The 23,253-nt window shown below is 65.1% G+C and carries 15 protein-coding genes; 6 read left to right on the top strand and 9 right to left on the bottom strand.

From position 1 onward, the window contains the following. Positions 1-16: 16 nt before the first annotated feature. Genes sctV through ACFPOB_RS12845 form a run of 4 tightly spaced genes read right to left on the bottom strand, consistent with a single transcriptional unit; the run spans position 17 to position 3,799 of the window. A complete protein-coding gene (gene sctV, locus ACFPOB_RS12860) occupies positions 17-2,167 on the bottom strand; it encodes a type III secretion system export apparatus subunit SctV (RefSeq protein ID WP_377798860.1) in 2,151 nt (716 codons plus the stop codon). Further along, a complete protein-coding gene (sctY, locus tag ACFPOB_RS12855) occupies positions 2,151-2,492 on the bottom strand; it encodes a type III secretion apparatus assembly chaperone SctY (RefSeq protein WP_377798858.1) in 342 nt (113 codons plus the stop codon). The genes sctV and sctY overlap by 17 nt, the downstream gene beginning before the upstream one ends. Beyond that, positions 2,489-2,866: a hypothetical protein gene (locus ACFPOB_RS12850; RefSeq protein WP_377798856.1), complete on the bottom strand. Its 378-nt coding sequence runs from the start codon at positions 2,864-2,866 to the stop codon at positions 2,489-2,491. The genes sctY and ACFPOB_RS12850 overlap by 4 nt, the downstream gene beginning before the upstream one ends. Before the next feature lie 15 nt (positions 2,867-2,881). Then, positions 2,882-3,799, bottom strand: a complete 918-nt coding sequence (locus ACFPOB_RS12845) for a SctD/MshK family protein (RefSeq protein ID WP_377798854.1) — start codon at positions 3,797-3,799, stop codon at positions 2,882-2,884. Between the two features lie 476 nt (positions 3,800-4,275). Between ACFPOB_RS12845 and ACFPOB_RS12840 the strand changes: the two genes are divergently transcribed. Continuing rightward, a complete protein-coding gene (locus tag ACFPOB_RS12840) occupies positions 4,276-4,737 on the top strand; it encodes a secretin N-terminal domain-containing protein (RefSeq protein ID WP_377798852.1) in 462 nt (153 codons plus the stop codon). A 16-nt stretch (positions 4,738-4,753) separates the two neighbouring features. Here ACFPOB_RS12840 and ACFPOB_RS12835 read toward each other — a convergent pair whose 3' ends face one another. Continuing rightward, complete coding sequence (locus ACFPOB_RS12835; RefSeq protein WP_377798851.1) at positions 4,754-5,431, bottom strand: GntR family transcriptional regulator; 678 nt, start codon at positions 5,429-5,431, stop codon at positions 4,754-4,756. A 606-nt stretch (positions 5,432-6,037) separates the two neighbouring features. Further along, positions 6,038-11,032, bottom strand: coding sequence for a metallophosphoesterase (locus ACFPOB_RS12830; RefSeq protein WP_377798849.1), 4,995 nt, complete (start codon positions 11,030-11,032; stop codon positions 6,038-6,040). 186 nt (positions 11,033-11,218) lie between these two features. On the opposite strand from ACFPOB_RS12830, the gene ACFPOB_RS12825 reads away from it, so the two are divergent. The 3 genes from ACFPOB_RS12825 to glgX (ACFPOB_RS12815) all read left to right on the top strand — a co-directional run bounded on the left by ACFPOB_RS12825 (position 11,219) and on the right by glgX (ACFPOB_RS12815) (position 16,612). Next, positions 11,219-11,938, top strand: a complete 720-nt coding sequence (locus tag ACFPOB_RS12825) for a UTRA domain-containing protein (RefSeq protein ID WP_377798848.1) — start codon at positions 11,219-11,221, stop codon at positions 11,936-11,938. Positions 11,939-12,155: 217 nt separating this feature from the next. After that, the gene (locus ACFPOB_RS12820; protein WP_377798847.1) at positions 12,156-14,624 is read left to right on the top strand and encodes a glycogen/starch/alpha-glucan phosphorylase; all 2,469 of its coding nucleotides are present in this window, start codon (positions 12,156-12,158) and stop codon (positions 14,622-14,624) included. A 53-nt stretch (positions 14,625-14,677) separates the two neighbouring features. Next, on the top strand, positions 14,678-16,612 hold the full coding sequence (gene glgX / locus ACFPOB_RS12815; RefSeq protein ID WP_417281757.1) for a glycogen debranching protein GlgX: 1,935 nt from the start codon (positions 14,678-14,680) through the stop codon (positions 16,610-16,612). Between the two features lie 17 nt (positions 16,613-16,629). Here the strand turns inward: glgX (ACFPOB_RS12815) and glgX (ACFPOB_RS12810) are convergent, their stop codons facing one another. Continuing rightward, complete coding sequence (gene glgX / locus ACFPOB_RS12810) at positions 16,630-18,708, bottom strand: glycogen debranching protein GlgX (RefSeq protein WP_377798843.1); 2,079 nt, start codon at positions 18,706-18,708, stop codon at positions 16,630-16,632. Between the two features lie 193 nt (positions 18,709-18,901). Here glgX (ACFPOB_RS12810) and glgA point away from each other — a divergent pair, with 193 nt between their 5' ends. Beyond that, a complete protein-coding gene (glgA, locus tag ACFPOB_RS12805) occupies positions 18,902-20,434 on the top strand; it encodes a glycogen synthase GlgA (protein ID WP_377798841.1) in 1,533 nt (510 codons plus the stop codon). 76 nt (positions 20,435-20,510) lie between these two features. Here the strand turns inward: glgA and ACFPOB_RS12800 are convergent, their stop codons facing one another. After that, on the bottom strand, positions 20,511-20,738 hold the full coding sequence (locus ACFPOB_RS12800) for a DUF2934 domain-containing protein (protein ID WP_377798839.1): 228 nt from the start codon (positions 20,736-20,738) through the stop codon (positions 20,511-20,513). Positions 20,739-21,015: 277 nt separating this feature from the next. Here ACFPOB_RS12800 and malQ point away from each other — a divergent pair, with 277 nt between their 5' ends. Further along, the gene (gene malQ, locus ACFPOB_RS12795) at positions 21,016-22,992 is read left to right on the top strand and encodes a 4-alpha-glucanotransferase (protein WP_377798838.1); all 1,977 of its coding nucleotides are present in this window, start codon (positions 21,016-21,018) and stop codon (positions 22,990-22,992) included. On the opposite strand, the gene ACFPOB_RS12790 is transcribed toward malQ, so the two are convergent. Next, positions 22,971-23,207: a hypothetical protein gene (locus ACFPOB_RS12790; protein WP_377798836.1), complete on the bottom strand. Its 237-nt coding sequence runs from the start codon at positions 23,205-23,207 to the stop codon at positions 22,971-22,973. The two genes, malQ and ACFPOB_RS12790, sit on opposite strands and share 22 nt — an antisense overlap. Positions 23,208-23,253 lie beyond the last annotated feature (46 nt).

The following is a 23,253-nucleotide window of genomic DNA, read 5'->3' as shown; positions in this document are numbered from 1 at the left end:
TGTCTGCGATGGCTGGTCAGGAAAGGGGGGATGCCGCCGGGGCGGCGAGCCGGGTCGCATCCGGCGAGGGCGGAGCGGCCGCTTGCCCGGGGCTGAGCGCGAGCGAAGCCAGCGGCTGGATGAAGAATTCGGGCGCCAGCTCGGGAAAGGACATCACCGGCAGCTCGATGTCATGGCGCATAAGCAGCTCGCGCAGATGGCGGCGCAGTTCGATCGCGGTGAAGACGACCGGATTGACGTCCTCGAGCCCTGCCATGGCCTGGCGTAGCTGGCTGACGAGCGCGCCGGCCGTATCCTCGGACAGGTGCAGGATGCGGTTGCCAGCGATCTCGCGAAGTCCGGCGCGCAGCACGGCCTCGGTTTCCGGATCGAGCACATAGGCCGGGATCACGCGATTGGCGTCGGCATGGCGATGGCAGAGCTGGCGGCGCAGCGCTATGCGGGCATAGTCGGCGAGCTGGGCGGGATCGGCTTCGCGCCCGCCCCATTCGACCAGCGCCTCGAGAATCAGGCGCAGATTGGCGATCACCACGCCTTCCTCGACCAGGCGCCGCAGAATATCGGCGGTACGCTGCAGGCTGACGCCGGCTCCGGCTTCGGCGACGAGATCAGGATAGTCCGCTTCGGCCTGTTGAAGCAGGTCACGGGTTTCCTGGATACCGACGAAGAAGTGGGCGTGACGGCGCAGCGCCGCAGCGATGCGGGCCGACAGCGCCCCTGCCGGATCGAGATAGCCGATACCGGCCTGGTTCAGAGCCCGGGCATGGGCGGCATCCACCCAGGCCGATGGTCCACGCCCAAGCAGCGGTGGGCCTTCACGGAAAGAGATGGCGAGCATCGAGAGATGTGAACGCTCATCCTGCAACAGCAGGCTGTTCGCCGGAATCTCGCCCTGCGCGATCGGAACCCCCTCGAAGTCGAGGCGGAACTGGTTGTCAGACAGCTTCCTGTCACCGCGGCGCTCGAGCAGCGGCGCGATGACGCCGAGTTCCGCCTGCATCTCGCTACGAATGCGCTCTGCCTCGCCGCGGAACAGATCAGCCGGGATCGCCTTTTCGAGTTCGGCTCCGAGCAGCACGGCGACCCGATAGCGCGCCCGCGCCGGCGCGACTGTCGCCGGCGAGTCCTGCAGATTGTCGGCGGTACCAAAGTCCGGCATGGCCGATGCCGCCCCCCCTGGCGTCGGCGAGGACTGGCGCGCGCGCAGCACGGCTCCGGCCGCCAGGCCGAGGGCCAGCACGAGGAAGACCGGCGTCGGGAAGCCAGGAACGAATCCGAGGCAGGCGACGACCACGGCCGCGAGCGCGAGTGCCCGCGGCTCGCGCCAGAGCTGCGAACCGATTTCCGAGCCGATGTCGCGCTGCGTCTCCGAGGCGACCCTCGTCACCACCATGCCGGCCGCCACCGAGATCAGCAGCGCCGGGATCTGGGCGACGAGGCCGTCACCGACGGTGAGCACGGAGTAGAGCGCGGCAGCGTCGCCGAACGACATGCCGCGCTGGACCGTGCCGATGGTCAGGCCGCCGATCAGGGCGACGAGGACGATGACGAGCCCGGCGATCGCATCGCCCTTCACGAATTTCATGGCGCCGTCCATCGCGCCGTAGAGCTGGCTCTCCCGCTCCAGATCGCGCCGGCGCCGGCGCGCCTCATCCTGATCGATGTCGCCGTTGCGCAGGTCGTTGTCGATCGCCATCTGCTTGCCGGGCAGCGCGTCGAGGCTGAACCGAGCCGCAACCTCGGCGACACGCTCGGCGCCTTTGGTGATGACGACGAACTGCGAGATCGTGATCACCAGAAAGATCACCAGGCCGACCGCGACATTGCCGCCGATCACGAAGCTGCCGAAGGTCGCGACCACCTCGCCGGCGTCGCCGTCGAGCAGAATGAGCCGCGTCGTGCTGATCGTCAGCGTCAGGCGGAACAGCGTCGCGAGCAGGACGATCGCCGGCAGCGCCGAGAGCTCGACCGGGCGCGTGACATAGAAGGCGACCAGGGTGATCAGCACGCTCGCCGCGATGTTCATGGCGATCAGCATGTCGATGGCCAGCGGCGGCAGCGGGATGATCATCATCAGCACAGCCACGATGACGATCAGCGCCAGGACGAGATCGCTCCGGCGCGACAGCGCCAGCAGCACGCGCTGCAGCTCAGCCGGCATCGACATGCGCTGCCCGTTCGTCGGCGAAGGCGCGGAAGCATTCGCGCGCCTCCGCCTCCTTGCCCGCAAGCCACAGGGCCCGGCTGCGCAGCAAGGCCACCTTGCGGTCGCCGCTGCCCAGCGTGTCGAGATGGTCGAGGACACGCAAGGCGCTCTGGCCGGCGCCGTCGCAGATGAAGGCGTAGGCCAATGTCTTGAGCAGGCCTTCGTCGCGCGGTGCGAGACGGCCGGCGAGCAGCAGCAGCACCAGGGCCCGCTTCACCTGGCCATGCCGGCAATAGAGATAGCCAAGCGCGTGCAGCAGCTGGACCTTGGCCTCCGGCTTGCTCATTGCCGCTCGCGCTCCCGCAATCGCCGCTGCAGGGTCATGTGCCGGTCGAGCTCCTCGGTCAGCAGGAGCGTGACGAGCTCGCGAACCTCGACGTCCTCCTCGATCACCGGCAGCACGTCGGTGACGAGCTCGTCGAGGATCGCCGTGTACCTGGCGCTCTGGAATATCTCCGGGTCCGCTATCTGGGGCATCACCAGTTCGGCCAGGTCCTCGGTCAGCGTCGAGCTGCTGGCGCGCGGCTGGCGCCGTTGGCGAGCCTTCAGCAGCGCCTCGAATTCCTTGAGCTGGGCGCGGGTCGCGGCCTCCGGGCTTGCACCGCGCAGGCTCGCGAGGACGTCGTCGAGCCGCTGCCACCCCGCCTTCCTGACATCCATCGCCGCCTCGTGCTCCTAAAAGGTCAGCGTGAAATTGCGCTCGCCCCGGACGAAGGTGACGCCGTCCCTGGTGATCGAGCGGACCGTCCAGCCATTGTCGAGGAAGGCGCCCTGATGATGTCGTCCGCCGTCGATCGTCAGGACGTATGGGTGTTCGCCGAGCCAGACCGCCTGCAGGGCGATCTTCGGCTCTTCCTCCTGCTGCGCGACGCGAACCTCGGAGCCGAGCTGAAGCCTGCTACCATGCGCTGCGTCGAAGGACTGCTGGGCGGCAGCCCAGGCCTGCGCCTGACCGGGCTCGATCGTGCCGGATGCGAGCACACGCTCGCCGGAGGCCGTGACGGCAACGCCGGAAAGGCCGGTGGCGGCGAGGACTCTGCGCAATTGCGCAGCGGCATCCGAAACCTGACTTCCGGAAGTCCGGACGGCTGCAGCCGCGCCGGTGCTGTCCGGGGCGATGACCGGCCGGACAGCCGATGGCTGTGACGTCAGCGTATAGGCTGCGACGACACCCGCCAGCACCACAACGCCCGAGGCCGCCATCACGGCTTTCATGCCGATGCGTTTCGCTGCGACGTGGCCGGTCAATGTCAGCCGCGCCCGTCCGATCCAGACGGTCGCAGGCAAGGTCGGCTTGACGCCGCTTCCGGCAGGCAACACGCGTCGGCGCTCAGGGTCGAGGGCGATGGCGCCGCCCACCGCCTCCAGCCGAAGTTCGCCGTCGACGACACGCAGGAGAGCGTGTTGGCTGGCGACACCCTCATCATGCAGAATGATATCGCAGTCCGGAGCCGATCCGACACGATAGCTACCGGGTTCGAGCTGCAGGCGGGCGCCCTCGTGGAACCCGGCCTCGACGGCCAATCCAATAAGGGGCTCGGCGACCGAAACCAATTCGCGCCCCTGCCGCGGCGCCAGCGATGCCGTAGTCAATGGTTTGCTCCCGAAACAGATCCGTGAGGGGTGATCACGAGGGTCCGATTGCGAGTCGACGATATTGCGGCAATACAAGGCCATTCCGCCAATATATACAAGACTGGAGCGGCATTTTTGTGCGGCATCAGCGTATATTTAACTCATTTCGGATATCAAAGTACTCAGATTTATTATGATGAATGCATAATTCATTATTGCGATTTGCATCGATTCTGGCGGGTGGATGCGATAAGCTTTGACATGATCACTTGCGGGGCAATATGGCTGATCATTATTGATCGGGGCGGGAGCAGCTCGTGGCCGGACAGGCACCTATCGTCGGCCGAGGGACCGTCTCCTGGACCTCGTGCCTGATTGGCTCGGGACTGCTGTGCCTTGGGCTCGGCGGGCTGCCAGCCGGGGCGGTCGACGGCGACTGGCAGCACAAGCCCTACCATTATGTCGCGATCGATCAGGACTTGCGCAGTGCCCTGATGGAGTTCGGCCGCAATCTGCGTATTCCGGTCAAACTAGCAGACGATGTGAAGGGACGGCTGCGCGCCATGCCGGCGAGCGGCGATGCCAAAGGGTTTCTCGAACGCCTGGCGCAGGCGCACGGTCTGATCTGGTATTTCGATGGCACGACGCTGCATGTCGACGCACACTCGGCGCTCCAAACCGAGCTGGTCTCGCTCAGCGGTACGAGCGCAGCGCAACTCGACCGGGTGCTGCGCCGCCTCGGCATCGCAGATTCCCGCTTCCCGTTGCGATTCGACGAAGCAAGGGGCGTGATTGCGGTCTCCGGGCCTCCAGCTTATCGCCATCACGTGCGCGAGGCGCTGAGCCAGCTCAAGAGCGGCAAGGACGCCGCTGCGGCGAACCGCCCGGTGACGACGCCCGCGGACGCGGCGGCGAAAGTTCGCGTCTTCCGCGGCGGTCCGCCGGGCGGTTCCTGAGAATGCTTGCGCGGCATCAGGCCGCGCGACTGCGCGACTGCAGCGCATCGATCGTCTGAAGGACGACATCGGCCTTGTGACGCATATGATCCCGCGCTATCTCCGCGAAGCGCCGCCCGTCGCGCCGATGCAGGGCGGACATCATCTGCTCGTGCTCCTCCACCGCTTCGTCCCACTGGCTCGGCGACTTTGGCGCGAAATAGCGCAAGGTCGACAGACGGCCATGCTCGCGCCGATAGACGTCAGCGAGCCGCGGATTGCGGGCGCCGTCGATGAAGGCCTCGTGGATCGTGCGATTGAGAACGATATAAGCCTCTTCCTCCTGGCGGCGATAGTGGTCGACCATCACATCGTGCAGCTCCTGGATCCGGGCGATCTCGCAGTCGTCCAGTTCCTTGCAGGCCAATTCGCCCGCGAGAGCTTCCAGACCACCGATGATCGGAAAGATCTGCAGCGCATCCTCGCGCGTGATCAAGGCGATGCGCGCGCCGCGGTTCGGCAGCAGCTGGACGAGGCCTTCCGCCGCCAGCACTTTGAGAGCCTCGCGCAGCGGTGTGCGGGACACCTGGAAACGCTCGCACAGCTCAGGCTCGAAGACCTTGTCGCCGGGAATGAGCTCGGCCGACAGGATCATCTGTCGTATTTCTGCGGACAACTCTTCATGCAAAGTTTGGCGACGGATAAGGCTATTCACCAGCGACCTCCTAGGAGCCGTCAAACTCGATAAATTTGAAACAAATACGTTCGAATTTCTGCTTATCCCCTGGATATGATAGCATCAACCTGCGGAACCTCGACCACGCTTTCGGCGACCCATGATTGCATCCAGCACATCGTTCGCCCGCCAGCTGCCAAGAATTCCAGCCGGGCACACTTCATCGCCGCCCCTGTCAGATCATGTCAGTACAGTCCGGTTAGCCCGTCGCGCGCGATCGAGCTAACGACATACCATTGACCTCGCGACGGCTATTTGGCCTTGCGGTCGGCCGAAGCGCGTGTCCGAATGGGGTTGCGGGCGCGAGTTGCCCTCAAAGTCGCGGCTGGGAATGTCCGTTTCGGCAAATCGGCCCATGTCCGCGCTCGGCGCTAGCGAGAACGAGAAGGCGCCGTCTCGCAGATCGAAGCGGACACCGGCCGCCTTAGTGGTACTCGCAGTTCGGGCGTGAGGCTTGCTTTTGAAAGCGATGATGTACGCGCTCTATTTGCCCCGAGGACGAGTGCACGCCCTATAGGTCCTAAACGCAGACGGGGCGCCTCTCGGCGCCCCGTCGCTTATGGGTTATGAGACCAGGCAGTAGCTTTAGACGAAGTGGAAGTCGTTGAGGCTGCTGAGCTGGACGTTCTTCAACGTTAGCGTCGTATTCGCGTCGATGGTGAACATGACATCCGCGCCGACCTGATCGGCCGCCTCGAGCGCGTCCTCGAAATCGTCGAAGACATCCGCCGAGAACGCGAGGACGTCCGAGCTGGTGCCGGTCGTCTTGAAGTCACTGATCACATCCTTGCCGAAGCCCGGGGTGAAGACGAACCTGTCATGGCCCGAGCCGCCGGTCAGGGTGTCGTTGCCCGCGCCGCCAGCGATCCGGTCGTCGCCCGAGCCGGCATCGACCACATCGTTGCCGGCGCCGGCGAGGATGCTGTCGTCGCCGGAGCCGGCGTCGATCACGTCATTGCCCTCGCCGGCGTCGATCGCATCGTTGCCGGAGCCGGCCTTGATCGTGTCGACGCCGAGGCCGCCGGTGACGGCATCGTCGCCCGAGCCGCCGTCCAGCAGGTCGTCGCCGTCGGCGCCGGCGAGCGCGTCGTCGCCGGCTCCGCCCTTGAGCGTGTCGTTGCCGGCGCCGCCGTCGAAGGCGTCGTCGCCGTTGCCGCCGGTCACCACGTCATTGCCGGCGCCCAGGAGCAGCTTCTCGATATTGCGGAAGCTGTCGCTGCCGATCCCGGCGCCCGAGGCCAGGCCGCGACTGATGTCGACCGAGATCGGCGCCGTCGCCGCCGAAAGATCGAGCGTGTCGAAGCCCGCGCCGCCGTCGATGACGTCGTTGCCGAAGCCACCGCGGATGAGGTCGTCGCCGCCGCCCCCGTTCAGCCTGTCGTCACCGGCGCCGCCGTCGAGCGTATTGGCGACGTCGTTGCCGCTGATGACATCGTTTCCGGAGCCACCGATGACGATCTCGATCGAGTCGAGCGCATCCACACCGATCGCGTCGCCGTCGGCCTCGCCAGCGGCGAGGTCAACTGTGATACCGGCGCTGCCGGCGGAGTAGTCGGCGGTGTCGCTGCCCTCGCCGCCGTCGAGGACGTCGTCGCCCTCGCCGCCGACGAGGAGGTCGTCGCCTGCGCCGCCGCTCAGCTTATCATCGCCCGCGCCGCCCTTCAGCGCGTCGTCGCCTTCGCCACCGTCGAGCGCATCGTCACCTTCGCCGCCGGCGAGTACGTCGTCGCCACCAAGCCCGCTCAGCGCGTCGTCGCCGGCGAGACCGCTGATCACCTCGGACTTCGCCGTGCCGACCAGCACATCGTCGCCCGCCGTGCCCAAGATCTCGTCGGCCAGCGAGATCACCCGCACATCGTCATAAGAGACACCGCCAGCAGCGCCCCAGTTATAAAGCGCGAAGGTGCCGCCCTGATGGGTCCGGTCCTCGATCTTGTTCTCGAAGACCGGCTCGCCATCGAGATAGACGTCGATGAGATGATCCTTGATGTCGACGCGCAGGCGGATGTCGTCGTTCAGCGCATAGCGGCCGGCGGTGCGGGAGACGACGCTCTCGATGCCGTCGACGACACGGACCATCTGGAAGACGTTGTACTGGGCGTCGAGCTCGACCTTATAGTAGTTCTTCGCGTCCTGATAATAGAACATCAGGCCCATCGCATCGTTGCCGCCGCCACGCAGCGTGACCTCGACCGAATAGTCCTTCCAGTCGAAGGCGCCAGCGCCCTCATAGAGCGCATAGGCGCCCTTGCGCAGGACGTAGTCGCCATCGCCGAGCGGGCTCCAGCCGCTGTCCCAGAAGTTCGAGTTGGAGGCGTTGCCGTTGTTGGTGAGCTGGCGCGACATCACGTCGGCATCCTGGACCAGGCGGCCATCCTGGATACGCCAGTTCGCGGTGACACCGTTCTCGCCTTCGCTGACCAGGCGCCAGTTGGAGAGAGCGCCGTCGAAGCCGTCGAGCAGCTTGACGCCGTCCTGAACGACCGTCTCGACCTTGACGATGTCGGTCGAGGTCTTGCCGGCCGTATCGGTGACTTCGAGGACGAGCTCCTTGGTGCCGACCGGCAGCGACAGGACGGCATCCTTGCCGGTGCCGACCTCCTCGCCGTCGAGCAGCCAGCGATAGCTCGCGATCGCGTCCGGGCCGAAGGAGGCGCCGGCCGTGACCGTGACCTCGGCGAGGCCATTGCCGTCCGTGTCGAGCGCGCGCGCGGCGCTCTCGCCATGCGCGGTCAGCGCTGCCCGGTTGACGGTGACATTGTCGAAGGTGGCGGTGTCCTGCGTCTGGGAATAGACGCCGACCGTGCCGCCCGCGAGCGGGTTGGCATCGACGGCCGGCCCGCCGAAGACGTCGTGGCCGTCGAGTAGCACGCGTATCTCGCCATTCACCATCGCGACGCGCAGATCGACCTCGGTAGCCATGACGATGCCGCGCGGCACCGTGGCGAGCACGGTCTCGATGCCGTTCTGCACCTTGACGAGCGTGCGGGCATTGCCGCTGACGTCGAAGGTCAGGCGGTAGTGGTTCTGCTGGTCCTGATAGCCGAAGACGACGCCGATCTTGCCCGAGCTGTCATTGGTGCTGAGCGTGATGTCATAGACATAGTCGCTCCATTGCTTCGCGGCGGCCTCGTTCCAGATCAGCAGATTGGTGCCGGCATTGGTGAGGTCCTTCAGCGTGCCCTCGCCATCGGCCTCGCCGGACTGGACGGTGCCGACGACCTTGATCGGGCTCGTCGGCGTGCTGGTGCCGGTCTGCACCGCCATCGAGCCGGGGCCGAAGCTCGGTGCGAGGCTGCCGCCAGCAAAGTCGAACTGCGAGGCGCCGGCGATCGGAGCCATCGAGATGCCGTCGGCATCGGCCTTGCCGAAGCCGGCGATCTCGGCGCCCGTCAGCACGCGGTCGCTGAACAGCACGCTGTTGAGATAACCGCGCGAGGTATCCGCGCCGTCGTCGCTGAAGAGCAGGATGCCCTTGGCCGCGTCGACGGTGAAGCGGAAGGCGTCGTTGATGCTCTGCTGCCCGACGAACTCACCTTCAATGTACTTCTTGACGACGACGGTGTTGCTGGTGCCCTGACGCTCGAAGGTGAAGCCGATGCGCTGCCACTCGCCGTATTTGAAGTCGCCATGGTAGCTGCTGTTGATGCCGAGGCTGCCGGTGCCGTCGCCGTCGTTGCGGATATAGAGCTCGGCGTCGTTGCTGTTGTTGAGCTGGGTCTGGAACAGAGAGGTCCAGCCCTCCTCGTTCGGGATCAGCACGTCCATGACGATGCTGTAGGACCAGATCAGCCCGTCGCCGGTCACCGAGGTGGCGTTGGTGTCGAGCACCAGGCCCTGGGCCTTGGTGAAGTGCGGGAACTTGAGCACGTCGGCCTGGCCGCCGGTCATGGCCGGCAGGCCGAACTGCTGAGCCGTGCCGTATTCGACGAGGTTGGGGCCGGCTTGCGGCACGGACCAGCCGTTGAGGTTGCCGTCATTGAAATTGTCCGCGAGCAGCGTGCTCTCGCCGGTGACGGTGACGCGGATCTCGTCGCGGCTGACAGAGCCGTTGGCGCCGGTGACCTCGAGTGTCAGCACATGCTGGCCGGCCGCAAGCTCGAGGCTCGGCTTGACGCCTGTGGCGACGACATGGCCGTCGGCGTTCTTCCAGGCATAGGTGACCTCTGCCTCGGCCGGGATGATGCTCTTCGAGGCATCGAGGCTCACCGTGGCGACATCGCCCTCAGCCGCGTCGACGACCATGTCTTTGCCGGCTTTGGCCAGCGCGTTGACGGCTGGGTTCGACAGGTCGATGTCCTGGAACTCCTCCTGGTGGCCACGGTAATAGCCGGTCAGGCCGTCGCGATCGTTCTCTTCCTTGGTCCGGTAGCCGTCGAGATAATCGTCGAGATCAGTGAAATAAGTCTCGGTGTAGACCGCGTCGTTCTCTGGGTCGATCGTGATCAGACGGATGGCGCCGTTGCCGCCATTGTTGCCCTGCGCCGGATTGCCATTGCCGGTGATCTCGCGGGCAATGCCGTTCTGGTAGTTGACCAGCATCTGCAGGACGGGATCGCCGGCCGAGTTGTAGTCGATCTGCGTCTCGGCGCCGTCGATGAAATTATGGCCCGAGAAGGTGAAGGCGATGTTCGGGTACTTGGCGACCAGCTTGTTCCAGATGCCGTCACCATCCGAGGAGCCTTCGACCGAATTGCCGACGCCATAGGATGGGCCGGCATTCTCGCCGGTGAGGGCGGGGGTGATCGAGCCGACGCGGCCGTCGCCTGCCATGTAGCCGTGCGTGGTCAGCATCACGCGATGGTCGAGATGGCCTTCGATCACCTCGCCCGCCCAGCGCAGCACGTCGTCACGCGGGCCGAACTCGAGCGAGAGCGACAGCCATTTGGTGCCGTCCGGCGCGGTGAAGGTGTAGTAGTTGTTAGCGAAGCTGTTCGGCTCCTTGTCGTAGACGCCGCCAAAGCCCGGCAGCTTGGATTGCTCCTCGACCGTGAAATAGGCGCTGAGATTGTCCTGTGAGCGGTCGGAGGCCGAACCGTTCGGGCCGAGGTCGTGATTACCCGGCAGTAGCGAATAGGCGATCTTGCCGTCGAGCTTCCGCATCGCCGCCTCGGCGATAGCCCACTCGGCAGGGCGATTGTGCTGCGTGACGTCGCCGACATGGGTGACGAACTGGATGCCGAGGCTGTCCTTGTTGTCGACCAGCCACTGCATCATGTCGCCGAACATATGAGTCAGGTTCGGGTGGTCGGTATAGTCCTGCGTGTCGGGAATGACAGCGATCGTATAGGCGCTCTCGCCGGCGACGCGGACGCGGAAGCCGTCGGTCATGGTCGAGCCATCGGGCGCGGTCGCGACGATGCGGATATCGGAATGGCCGAGCTCGCCATAATTCAGCGTCAGTACGCCATTGGCGTCGACGGTCGCGTTGACCGCCGCGTCGTTCGTGCCCTCGACGCTGAAGGTATAGCCCGCGCCGAATTTCTCGACGAGGTTGATCGATTGCGGCTCGCCGCCTTTTTTGACAAGCATCGCGTTGAGCGGCGTCGTGCCGGCGGCGGACAGGGTAGCGTCTGACATGGTCAACAGGCTCCAGAGGGATGGCGGTCGATCTTGTTAGGATGTTGAAATCACAGTTTTTATTTGTGTGGACTAGTCCAGTTTCCCAAAGCTAGGACGTGTCCTTGACAGCTGAGTGACACGGTGGTGACGGTGAGGAATTTGATCAGGGCCACGAGCAAGGATGGCGCGCGCATCAATGGGCGGGTGCGCGGCGAGGGCCGGGGACGCGTCAAGGCGATCAAGCAGGCAATCCAGGAGCGCATCGGTGGCGGGACGTACCGGCCGGGGGAGCGACTGCCCTCAGAGCGGCAGCTCTGCCTCGAATTCGAGACGTCGCGCGTCACGCTGCACGAGATCCTGATTCAGCTGGAGGCGGAGGGCTTGATCTACCGCGAGGAGCGCCGCGGCTGGTTCGTCTCACCGGCCCGATTCGTCTACAATCCGCAGGCGCGCGGGCATTTTGCCTTGTCGGCGTTGCAGCAGGGCCGCCTTCCGAGCACCCGCGTCATCGACAGGCAGCTCGTCCGCCCTCCGGCGCGCGTGTTGGACCTTCTCGACATTCCGGCGAGCACCAAAATGGCCTGCATCCGCCGGGTGCGCTCGATCGACGGGCGCGCCGTGCTTTATGTCGAGCACTATTTTCAGGCCGAGGTCTTCCCCGGCCTCTTCGAGCACGACCTGTCAGTCTCGCTGACCGAGCTCTATCGCGACATCTACGGCTTCGATTACGGCCGGATGAAGTACCAGATCACGCCGACCGCGGTCAGCGGGGACGCGGCCGCGGCGCTACATGTGGCGGGCGGCAGTCCAGCCTTGCTTGTGACTCGCGTGAATCATGGGCTGAACAACGGCATCCGCGATTGCGATTTCGAGTATTGGCGCCACGACGCCATCCTGATCGAAGTCGACGTGCCGGACGCCTGAACGCCCGGACCGATTTGGAGCTATCCGAGGGACGAAGCTCAGTGGCAGCCGCGCGCCGATTGTGTTGAAGAAGTCGGCGTTTCTGCAGGCGTAAAATCCTGATTCAGTCGTCCTGCATCACACTCACCCTTGGCGATTGCATCCTCATCTCCTAGACTCGTGCCCGGCAACCAGCGCCATCGGCCGACACCTTCTCCAAGGCAGAGGAACATCGCGGTTGAACGATCTATCCGACAAGCGGACCGCAGCCGTCCATTTCGAGCCCGACGATCAAGTCGATCGCCTGAAGTCCGAAATCCTGCGCAAGCTCACCTATTCGCTAGGCAAAGCCCCCGCCGCCGCCCAAGCGCATGACTGGCTGACCGCGGGCATCCTTGCGACGCGCGATCATGCGATCGACGTCTGGCAGGCAAGCACGAAGGAGAGCTACGCGACAGGCCGCAAGCGCGTCTATTATCTCTCGCTCGAATTCCTGATTGGCCGCTCGCTCGCCGACACGCTTAACAATCTCGGGCTGACCGAGCCGATGACGCGCGCCATGCGCGAGCTCGGCGTCGATCTGCCGGAGATCGAGACCATCGAACCCGATGCAGCGCTCGGCAATGGCGGCCTCGGCCGTCTGGCGGCCTGCTATATGGAGGCAATGGCCTCGACCGGCGTCCCGGCGCTCGGCTACGGCATCCGCTACGATCATGGCCTGTTCAAGCAGGGCATCGAGAACGGCCGGCAGATCGAGCGGCCGGAGGACTGGCTGTCATTCCGCAATCCCTGGGAGTTCGAGCGGCGCGAGGCGTCCTATCGCATCGGCTTCGGCGGTTCGGTGGCTGCCAGCGGGCCGGATCAGGTTGTCTGGACACCTGAGGAGACGGTGTTCGCCGTCGCCTATGACACCCCGGTCGTCGGCTGGCGCGGCCGCGATTCCACGACTCTGCGGCTTTGGCGCGCCCGCGCCATGCATCCGCTTTCCCTCGACGCCTTCAACAAGGGCGATCTTGTCGGCGCCGTCGCAGAGCGCAATCGCGCCGAGGCGATCTCGAAGGTCCTCTATCCCAATGACTCGACGCCGGCCGGGCAGGAATTGCGCCTGCGGCAGGAGTTCTTCTTCACCTCGGCCTCGCTGCAGGACTTGGTCCATCGTCACCACCGGCAGTTCGGCAGCCTCGACAATCTCGCCGAGAAGGCGGCCATCCAGCTGAACGATACGCACCCGTCCCTGGCTGTGGCGGAGCTGATGCGGCTCCTGCTCGACGAGCATAAGTTCAATTGGGAGAAGGCCTGGGAGATCACCAACGCGACGATCTCCTACACCAACCACACTCTGCTGCCCGAAGCGCTCGAGACCTGGCCCGTCGCGCTGGTCGAGCGCCTGCTGCCGCGGCATATGCAGATCATTTTCGGCATCAATGCCCGCTTCCTCGATGCAGTGCGCCGCCGCTCGCCCGACGCCGATCTGGCGAGCCTGTCGCTGATCGACGAGCATCACGGACGGCGCGTGCGCATGGCAAACCTCGCCTTCGTCGGCTCGCATACCGTCAACGGCGTCTCGGCCCTCCACTCCAACCTGATGAAGGAGACGGTGTTCGCCCAATTGCACCGGGCCTTCCCGGAGCGGATCACGAACGTCACCAACGGCATCACGCCGCGGCGCTGGCTACTCAACGCCAATCCCGGCCTGACCCGGTTGCTGCAGGAGGTCTGCGGCGAGGCGGTTGCGGACGATATCGGTCTAGTCCGGCAATTCGGCGCCCATGCCGACGATCGCGCGGTGCAGGAGCGGCTCGCCGCCATCCGCCGCGACAACAAGCTCAGGCTCGCCAAGGTCATCCAGCAGGACTGCGGCGTCGTTGTCGATCCTGAGGTGCTCTTCGACGTACAGATCAAGCGCGTCCACGAATATAAGCGCCAGCTCCTCAACATCCTTGAGACGATCGCGCTCTACAATGCTATCCGGAGCGAGCCTTATCGCGACTGGGCGCCGCGGGTGAAGGTCTTCGCCGGCAAGGCCGCCTCGAACTACACCACGGCCAAATCGATCATCAATCTGATCAACGACGTCGCGGCCGTGGTGAACAACGACATCACCACCCGTGACCGCCTCAAGGTCGTGTTCCTGCCGAACTATAATGTTAGCCTCGCCGAGCTGATCATCCCCGCCGCCGATCTCTCCGAGCAGATATCAACCGCCGGCATGGAGGCCTCAGGAACCGGCAATATGAAGTTCGCGCTAAATGGCGCGATCACCATCGGCACGCTCGACGGCGCCAATATCGAGATCGGCGAACGCGTCGGCGCGGACAATATCGTAATCTTCGGCCTGACCGCAGACGAGGTCGAGATCGCCAAGCGCAATCCGCGGCCGAGCGCCGAAGTGATCCGCGCCACGCCGCATCTCGAAGGCGTGCTCGACGCCGTCGCCGGCGGCGCTTATTCGCCCGGCGAGCGTGATCGCTATGCCCAACTCGTCGAGGGCCTGCGCCTGAACGACTGGTTCCTGGTGCTGCGCGACTTCGAAAGCTATCACCAGGCGCAGCGACGGGTCGACGCGCTCTGGGCCGATCGCGCGCGCTGGTGGCAGATGTCGGTCGCCAACACGGCCCATTGCGCCTGGTTCAGTGCCGACCGGGCAATTGGCGAATATGCCGAGCGCATCTGGCATGTGCCGGCAGGCCAGGCCGCACGAGCCTGACCCTTGCGACCGTGCGATCCGGCGATGCGGCGATTTCGGCGGTGAGGACCGAGCTGATCCCTTGCGGGCTGCCGCCGCAGCTCGGCGCGACGGTCACGACAGAGGGCGTCGCCTTCGCCGTTTTCTCGCAGAACGGCGAGCGCCTGCTGGTCTCGCTCTTCGACGAGAGCGGCGAGACGGAGACCGCGCGATTGCCGCTGCCCTGCCGGAGCGGAGATGTCCACTATGGCCTGCTTCCCCGCGCCGGTCCCGGTCTGCGCTATTCCTTACGGGCCGAGGGGCCGTGGCAGCCCGATCGCGGCCATCGCTTCGACCCGGCCAAGCTGTTGGTCGATCCCTACGCCCGGGCAATCGATCGGCCGTTTCGCTGGGACCCACGGCTGGCGCAGCACGGCGAGGAGACGGTCGATCTCGTGCCGCGTTGCGTCGTCGTCGCGGAGAGTGCGCCGCTGCTGGCCCAGACCAAGCCACCGAGCTTCATCTACGAGATCGCGCCAAAAGCGTTCAGCATGCGCCATCAAGCAGTGCCGGAGACGCTGCGCGGGACGCTCGCCGCTCTGAGCGAACCTAGCATTCTGGATCATCTCCGCCGTCTCGGCGTCAGCCATGTCGAGCTCATGCCGATCGCGGCGTGGATGGACGAACGCCATCTGCCGCCGCTCGGGCTGCGCAATGGCTGGGGCTACAACCCCGTCAACTTCTTCGCACTCGATCCGCGGATCGCCCCGGACGGGGCTGAGGACCTGCGCAAGCTCTGCACCACCTATGCCAAGGCCGGCATCGGCATGATCCTCGACATCGTGCTGAACCACACCGCCGAGAGCGACGTATTCGGCGCGACGATCTCGCTGCGCGGCCTCGACCATGCCGTCTATTATCGCCATGCGCAGGACGATCCCGGGCGGCTCGTCAACGACACCGGCTGCGGCCATACGCTGGCGCTCGATCGTGCGCCGGTGGTGCGGCTGGCGATGGATGCGCTCCGGTATTGGCGCAGCCTCGGCGTCGCCGGCTTCCGCTTCGACCTTGCGACGGTGATGGGCAGAACAGCGGGAGGCTTCACACCCGACGCACCGCTCCTCGCGGCAATCCTGCAGGACCCGGAGCTCTCGCAAGCCATCCTGATCGCCGAGCCCTGGGATGTTGGCCCGGGCGGTTACCAGCTCGGCGAGTTCCCTTTCCCCTTCGCCGAATGGAATGGGCGCTTCCGCGACGATGTCCGCCGCTTCTGGCGCGGCGACGCCGGCATGGCCGGAGCGCTCGCGACGCGGCTTTCCGGCTCGTCGGACCTCTTTGCGGCGCGCCATCGCGGGCCGCATGCAAGCGTCAACTTCCTGGCCGCCCATGACGGCTTCACGCTCGCCGATCTGGTCAGCTACGCCGGCAAACACAACCAAGCCAATGGCGAGGACAATCGCGACGGCGACGATGACAGCCATAGCTGGAATAACGGCCGCGAAGGACAGACCGACGACGCTATGGTGACCCCGGCCCGCGCTCGCGATGTGCGCGCGCTGCTCGCGACACTCTTCCTGTCGCGTGGCATCCCGATGTTGACCGGCGGCGACGAGTTCGGCCGCTCGCAAGGCGGCAATAACAACGCCTATGCCCAGGACAACGAGACGACATGGCTCGATTGGACGAATGCCGATGAGGATCTGATCACATTCGTCGCTGGTCTCGCGCGGCTGCGTCGCGAACTACCCCTGCTAACCCGAAATGGATTTCTCAGCGCTGACGGGGATCCACCCGAGGCGCAATGGCTCAAGCCGGAGGGATCGGCGATTGCCGACGAGGAATGGCAAAGCCTGGACGCGCTCTGCCTGATGCTGCGCGATCAGTCGGACAACGTGCTCATCGCGATCAATCGGAGCTGGACGGGTCTCTCGCTGTCGCAGGCCGAGCAAGGCTGGGCTCGCCTGCTCTGCTCGGCGGACGGCGGCGACGATCTTCCCGCACGCAGCGTGAGCCTGTGGCGGCCCGGCTGAACTTGGCACCCGGTCGGCTACATCAGTACGATCAGCGAGCGCGGTGAGAGCGTGATCTCCTGATCGGCCTTCAGCCCCTTGCGGCCTTCATCCGAATTGGGGCCGGTCTCAGTGTCCAGCACCACCGACCAGGACCCGCTCTTTACGCGCGGTGGGATCTTGAAGACGACCTCGCCGTCGAACGCATTGAACAGCATGAGCGCCTCGTCGCCGCCTGACTCGACATCCGGCATATGCATCAACAGTCCGATCGCCAGCACGCCGGGGTCGTCCCAATGCTCCTCCTGCTGCTCGCCGCCGGCCGGGTTGATCCAGCGCAGCAGGCAGCCATCGCGGAACGAGGCGCGGCGGAAGATCGGATGCTCGGCCCGCAATTGCAGGACCCGCCGCACGAAGTCTCTGAGCTTCCCGTCCCTGGCGCCGATCTCTTCCCAGCGCATCCAGGCCGTCTCGTTGTCCTGGGCGTAGACATTGTTGTTGCCGTGATTGGAATGGCCGTGCTCGTCGCCGGCGAGCAGCATCGGCGTGCCATGCGACAAGAGCAGCGTCGCCAGCATGTTGCGCTTCTGGCGCTGGCGGACGGTGAGGATGCCTGGATCGTCGGTCGGCCCCTCGGCGCCGTGATTGAAGGACAGGTTATGGCCGTGGCCGTCCTTGTTGTCCTCGCCATTCGCTTCGTTGTGCTTGTCGTTGTAGGAGACGAGATCGTTCAGTGTGAAGCCGTCATGGGCAGTAATGAAGTTGACGCTCGCCCAGGGCCGCCGGCCGCGCTGGTCGTAGACGTCCCCCGACCCCGTGATCCGCGCCGCGAGGTCACGGATGATGCCCTCCTCGCCCTTCCAGTAGGCGCGAACCGTATCGCGGTACTTGTCGTTCCACTCGGCCCAGCCCGGCGGGAAACCTCCGACCTGGTAGCCGCCCGGACCGATGTCCCAGGGTTCGCCGATGAGCTTGACCTTGCGTAGCACCGGGTCCTGGCCCATCGCGTCGAAAAAGCCGCCGCGCGGATCGAAGCCATGCGGCTCACGGCCGAGGATCGTGCCGAGATCGAAGCGGAAACCGTCGACCTCCATCACCTCGACCCAATAGCGCAAAGAATCCATCACCAGCTGCAGCACGCGCGGATGGCTAGTGTTGACCGTGTTCCCGGTGCCGGTGTCGTTGATGTAGTAGCGCGGCTCCTCGGGCATCGTTCGGTAGTACGAGAAATTGTCGATGCCCTTGAAGGAGAGCGTCGGGCCAAGCTCATTGCCTTCCGCCGTGTGGTTGTAGACTACGTCGAGGATCACCTCGAGCCCGGCATCATGGAAAGCCCGGACCATCTCGCGGAACGAGGCAAGACCCGCCCTGCCCTCATAGCGCTGCATCGGCGCGAAGAACCCGATGCTGTTGTAACCCCAATAATTCGAGAGGCCCTTCGAGACGAGATGATGGTCGTCGAGATAGGCATGAACCGGCAGCAGCTCGACCGAGGTGACGCCGAGACTGCGGATGTAGTCGATCACCTGCTCATGACGCAGCCCGTCGAAGGTGCCGCGCTCGGCCTCCGGCACGGCCGGATGGAGCTGGGTGAAGCCGCGGACATGCGTTTCGTAGAAGACGGTCCGGTCCCACGGAACGAGCGGCTTGGCCGGCGGCTGCGGATCCGTTTTCCAATCGCAGACGACGCATTTGGGCATGAAAGGCGCGCTGTCGAGCTCGCTGAAACTGAGATCGCGATCCGCACCGGCGTTCAAATCGTAGCCGTAATGCGCCGCGTTCCAGTCAAGACTCCCGGCGAGTTCGCGGGCATAGGGATCGAGTAGGAGCTTGTGAGGATTGAAGCGGTGCCCCTCTTCCGGTGCAAACCGGCCATGCACTCGGTAACCATAGCGCTGCCCGGGACGAATTCCAGGTAGATAGCCATGAAAGATTTCATCCGTATACTCCGGAAGCGTTATGCGCGCCGTCTCTGTCTTGCCGCTGTCATCGAACAGGCATAGCTCGACACGATCGGCATAGGCCGAGAACAGCGCAAAATTGGTGCCTTCGCCATCGAAGTTAGCCCCGAGCTCGACTGAGGAGCCTGGCCTCACCTCGATCTGATCTTGCGCCATGTCGTAATTGTCCCTGGGTGCTCGAGCAGAGGACCTGCTCTCGACGGCCAGCCGCTCGCGGCGCCGTGTCGAGTGCAACGTGACAGGGGGCCGCCAGTTCCAGACCGGCCCCGAGCTTGCATGAGAATTTTGCACCGCATCATGGAACTCGCGACCAAGCTCACGGTTGCGGGTTCGCACGAGGGAACCGGCAATGGCGGACGTTCTGAAGCTCACCGACACGAGGGCGGCGTCCTCTACCTCGGCGCACGCTCTTCACTATGCTCATGCTGTCAAAGACGACTCCCACGACGACCCATCCCCGCTCGCAGGGACGACAAAGCTGCTCTTCGTGACCTCGGAGATGAGCGACTTCATCAAGGCAGGTGGCTTGGGAGAGGTTTCGGCGGCCCTGCCGCGCCAGATGCGCTCACATTGCGACGTCCGCGTTCTCATTCCCGGCTTTCGCCAGGTCCGCGCCGCCAAGCCGGCGATGGACGTCGTGCGCCAAATGCCAGGCACGGCCGAACTGCCGCCCTGGTCGCTCGGCCGCTTCGCTACGGCCGACGGCCTGACGATCTATGCGGTTCTCTGCGACGAGCTCTATGATCGCCCAGGTTCGCCCTACGGCCCGTTCGGCGGCAGCGATTTCCTCGATAACGACATCCGTTTCGCTCGCCTCTCGCTCGCGGCAGCGGAGATCGCGGCTGGCGAGGTCGACCCGAACTGGAGACCCGACATCCTCCATATCAACGACTGGCCGTCCGGGCTCACCGCCGGCTACCTGCGCTGGAAGGAGGTGGCGACACCGACAATCCTGACTATCCACAATCTGGCCTATCAGGGTCTGTTCGAGCCTGGTCGAATGGCTGCCCTTGGCATACCGAACCAAGCATTCAGCGTCGACGGCGCCGAATTCCACGGGATGCTGTCCTTTCTCAAGGCCGGCATCTTCTATGGCTCTCACGTTACCACGGTGAGCGAGACCTATGCGAGGGAGATCACCACGCCCGAACATGGCTGCGGCCTCGACGGTCTGCTTCGGAGCCGGATGAAAGCCGGCCATCTGACCGGGATCGTCAACGGCATCGACGCCAGTTGGGATAGGCTGATCGAAGGCGGGGCGACGACCGAGCAGGTCGTCCGGCAGTGGAAGCGCCGCCATGCGAGTGCGATCCGCAAGGCGTTCGCGCTGCCGGAGTCGCGCGGGCCGCTCTTCTCGATCATCTCCCGTCTCGTCCATCAGAAGGGCATCGATCTTTCGATCGAGGCGGCCGAGACGATCGTCTCCGCCGGCGGACAGCTCGTGGTCAAGGGCCAGGGTGAGTCCCGCCTGGAGGATGCGGTCGCACATCTGGCGAAGCGCTACCCGCACGCCGTCGCTGCACGGATCGGCTTCGACGAGGCCGAGGCGCGGCGTTTGTTCGCGGCCAGCGATTTTCTGCTGATGCCGTCGCGATTCGAGCCCTGCGGATTGAGCCAGATGTATGCGCAAAGGGCCGGAGCGCTCCCGATCGCCTACCGCACCGGCGGACTCGTCGATACGATCGAAGACGGCGTCTCGGGCTTCCTCTTCTCGTCGCTGAGCGGGGCGGGACTGTCCGCGGCCGTACGCCGCGCGCTCGACGCCTATCGCTCCAAGCGGGCCTTCAAGCTGATGCGCGGGCAAGCCATGTCGAAGCGCTTCGACTGGCGACGTCCGAGCTTCCACTACGCGTCGGTCTATGCCAGCGCGCTCGGAGTTTAGGAGCGCTTCTCGGCCGCCAGATGGTGGGACTGAAGCGAGCCGACAAGGGCGGGTTCGAGGATCCGCCAATTGTCAATCAGGACGCCTTCTTGGTCCTGACCTTTGTCGCAGCAGGCTTTTCGGCCGTCTCCTTCTTGCTCCGCCCTTTTGGCGCGGTCGCGGTCTTGGATTTCTCTTGCCCCGTGTCGCCTCGCGCAACCCGCTCCTCTGCGAGCCGCCAATGCTCGGAGTCACGCCCTTCGGGACGGCCTTCGGCCTCCCAGATCGCATAGGCGGTATCCCGCACGAGTTTTTCGCGGTTCATAGGGCTATCTCCCGGCTGCATCAGGCGCTGGAAACAACCGCCGCAGACGCTCCATGTTCCAAGCGCGCGAGCTGAAGCTCAAACACGGCGGAACGGGAACGCCGGACACCTCTGCCGCGTTGCGCCACGGGCATGCTTGTGTCCGCGGTTGTGGCGCTGCTCAAAACAGTTGAATGACATCCCATCCCAGACGGCTTGGCGACCTATGACGGACCAGAGTCTTCGCGAACTTGCAATCCGCGCCGGGGTTGCGCCTGATTGGACGGATCAAGCCGGCGTGATTCACCAGGTTTCTCCAGCAAGCCTGCGCGCCATCCTCTTGGCGATCGGGCTGCCGGCGGACACAGATGCCGCCATCAAGGATTCACTTCAGATCGTCTCGCTGCGAGATGCGGGGTCCGCTTCGCGCTTCATCGTCTCCCGTGTCGGGCAGCCTGTCGCGCTGCCGTTCGCACCCAAGGGCGCCGGAGATATCGAGATCACGCTCGAACAGGGCGGGAGGCTCATATTGTCGCCGCACACGGCCGATGACGGCGCAACGACCCTGCCCCCATTCGCGGAGCCTGGCTACCATACCGTTCATCTCGCTGACGGCGATGTCACCGTTGCCATCGCTCCACGCCGTTGCGTGACGTTCGCTGATCTCGCCGACGGGCAAACCGGCTGGGGCCTTGCTGCGCAAATCTATTCGCTCCGCAGCGGGCTGGACGGCGGCATTGGCAATTTCGCCGGGGTTGCCGCCCTCGGCCGGGCGGCGGCGGCGCATGGTGCCGATGCCCTGGCCATCAGCCCGGTGCATGCCCTTTACGGTTCGCTGCCAGACCGATTTAGCCCGTACTCTCCGTCGACGCGGCTGTTCTACAATCCGCTTCACGCCGATCCGGCGGCGGCGCTGCCGGAGGCCTTCATCCGGGACGTCGCCGCGCAGAACGGACTTAGCGAGGAGATGGCGAACCTCTCGCCCTTGACCGAAATCGACTGGTTGCGAGCGACGCCGTTGCGTCAGCGTCTGCTGAAGGCTTTGTTCGAAGCCATGCGGGTGTCGTCCTCAGCGGCAGCGGCGCGCCAGGATTTCGAGCGCTTCTCGGCCGGCGCGTCGCCCCTGCTGCGCGACCACGCGGTCTTCGAATTGCTCCATGCAGGGCAATGCGAACGAGACCCGGCATCCTTGCACTGGCGCGACTGGCCGGCCCACTATCGCGATGCCGCGAGCGCGGACGTCGCTGCTTTCGCAGCAGGCCATGCCGAGGAGATCGACCACCAGATCTTCCTCCAATGGCTGACTGGGCGCTCCTATTCGAACGCCCAGCGGATCTGTCGCGAGGCCGGGATGAAGGTCGGCCTCGTCGCCGATCTCGCCATCGGTATGGATGGTGCCGGCAGCCATGCCTGGAGCCGACCGAGCGATGTGCTGATCGGGCTCACCATCGGTGCGCCGCCCGACTATTACGCGATTCATGGCCAGAACTGGGGACTGACCACCTTCTCACCGCTCGGCCTGGCGGCGAGCGGCTATGCGCCGTTCATCGAGACCCTGCGGGCAAGCCTACGCCATGTCGGCGGCATCCGCATCGATCACGTTATGGGAATGAGCCGCCTCTGGCTGATTCCGGAAGGCGCCGGAGCGCTCGACGGCGCCTATGTCACCTTTCCGTCCGAGACGCTGTTCTGTCTGATCGCGCTCGAATCCTGGCGTCATCAAGCCATCGTCATCGGGGAGGATCTTGGGACATTGCCTTATGGCTTCCGCGAGCAATTGCGCGAGCAGGGCATCGCCGGGATGCGCGTGCTCCGCTTCGAGCGCACACAGCATGGCTATGTGCCGCCACAGGATTGGGATGCACAGGCCGTCGCGATGACGAGCACGCACGACCTGGTCCCCACAGCCGGCTGGTGGGCAGGCTCCGATCTCGATCCCTCGGGCGGCGAAATCGACCACCATGGCATTCGCGAATGGGACCGTGGAATTCTATGGGGAGCCTTTCGCGATGCCGGGATCGCCGACCGCGAACGACCGGCGCCCGATGATACGGACCCTGTCGTCGATGCGGCCGTGCGCTATGTTGCGGCGACGCCCTGCGCGCTGAAGATCGTGCCGGTCGAGGACGCGCTCGGTATCCGGACACAGCCGAACGTCCCCGGCACCACCGTCGAAAAGCCCAACTGGCGTCACAGGCTGGACGGCGACGCTGGCGATCTGCTCGACGATCTGCCTGTCGGCCGCAGGCTCGCTCAGCTCGCGCGGCGCGGCTGACGGCTCGAACCGAGCTCTATCGCGTCCGGGCCGATCCAGGCCGGCGGCGATCCCCCGGCGACCCGCTCGGTGATGCAGCGGTAATGCTCGACGGCATCGCGCAACGCCGCATATTCGAGCTCTTCGTCGGCCTTTCGGGAAGAAGCTCCCAAGGCGGCGAGGCGCGCCTGCGCGCGCGCCATGTCGAGCGGCGATCTGATCGGCGCTATGTGCATCGGAGTACCTCCGTTACTTCAACGCACAGAATGCGTGGCGGTTCCC

Source organism: Allobosea eneae (genome assembly GCF_042657265.1).
In the GTDB taxonomy this organism is placed as follows: domain Bacteria; phylum Pseudomonadota; class Alphaproteobacteria; order Rhizobiales; family Beijerinckiaceae; genus Allobosea; species Allobosea eneae.
Note: the sequence above shows the minus strand (reverse complement) of the source record. Positions and strands in the feature narration are given on the sequence as shown.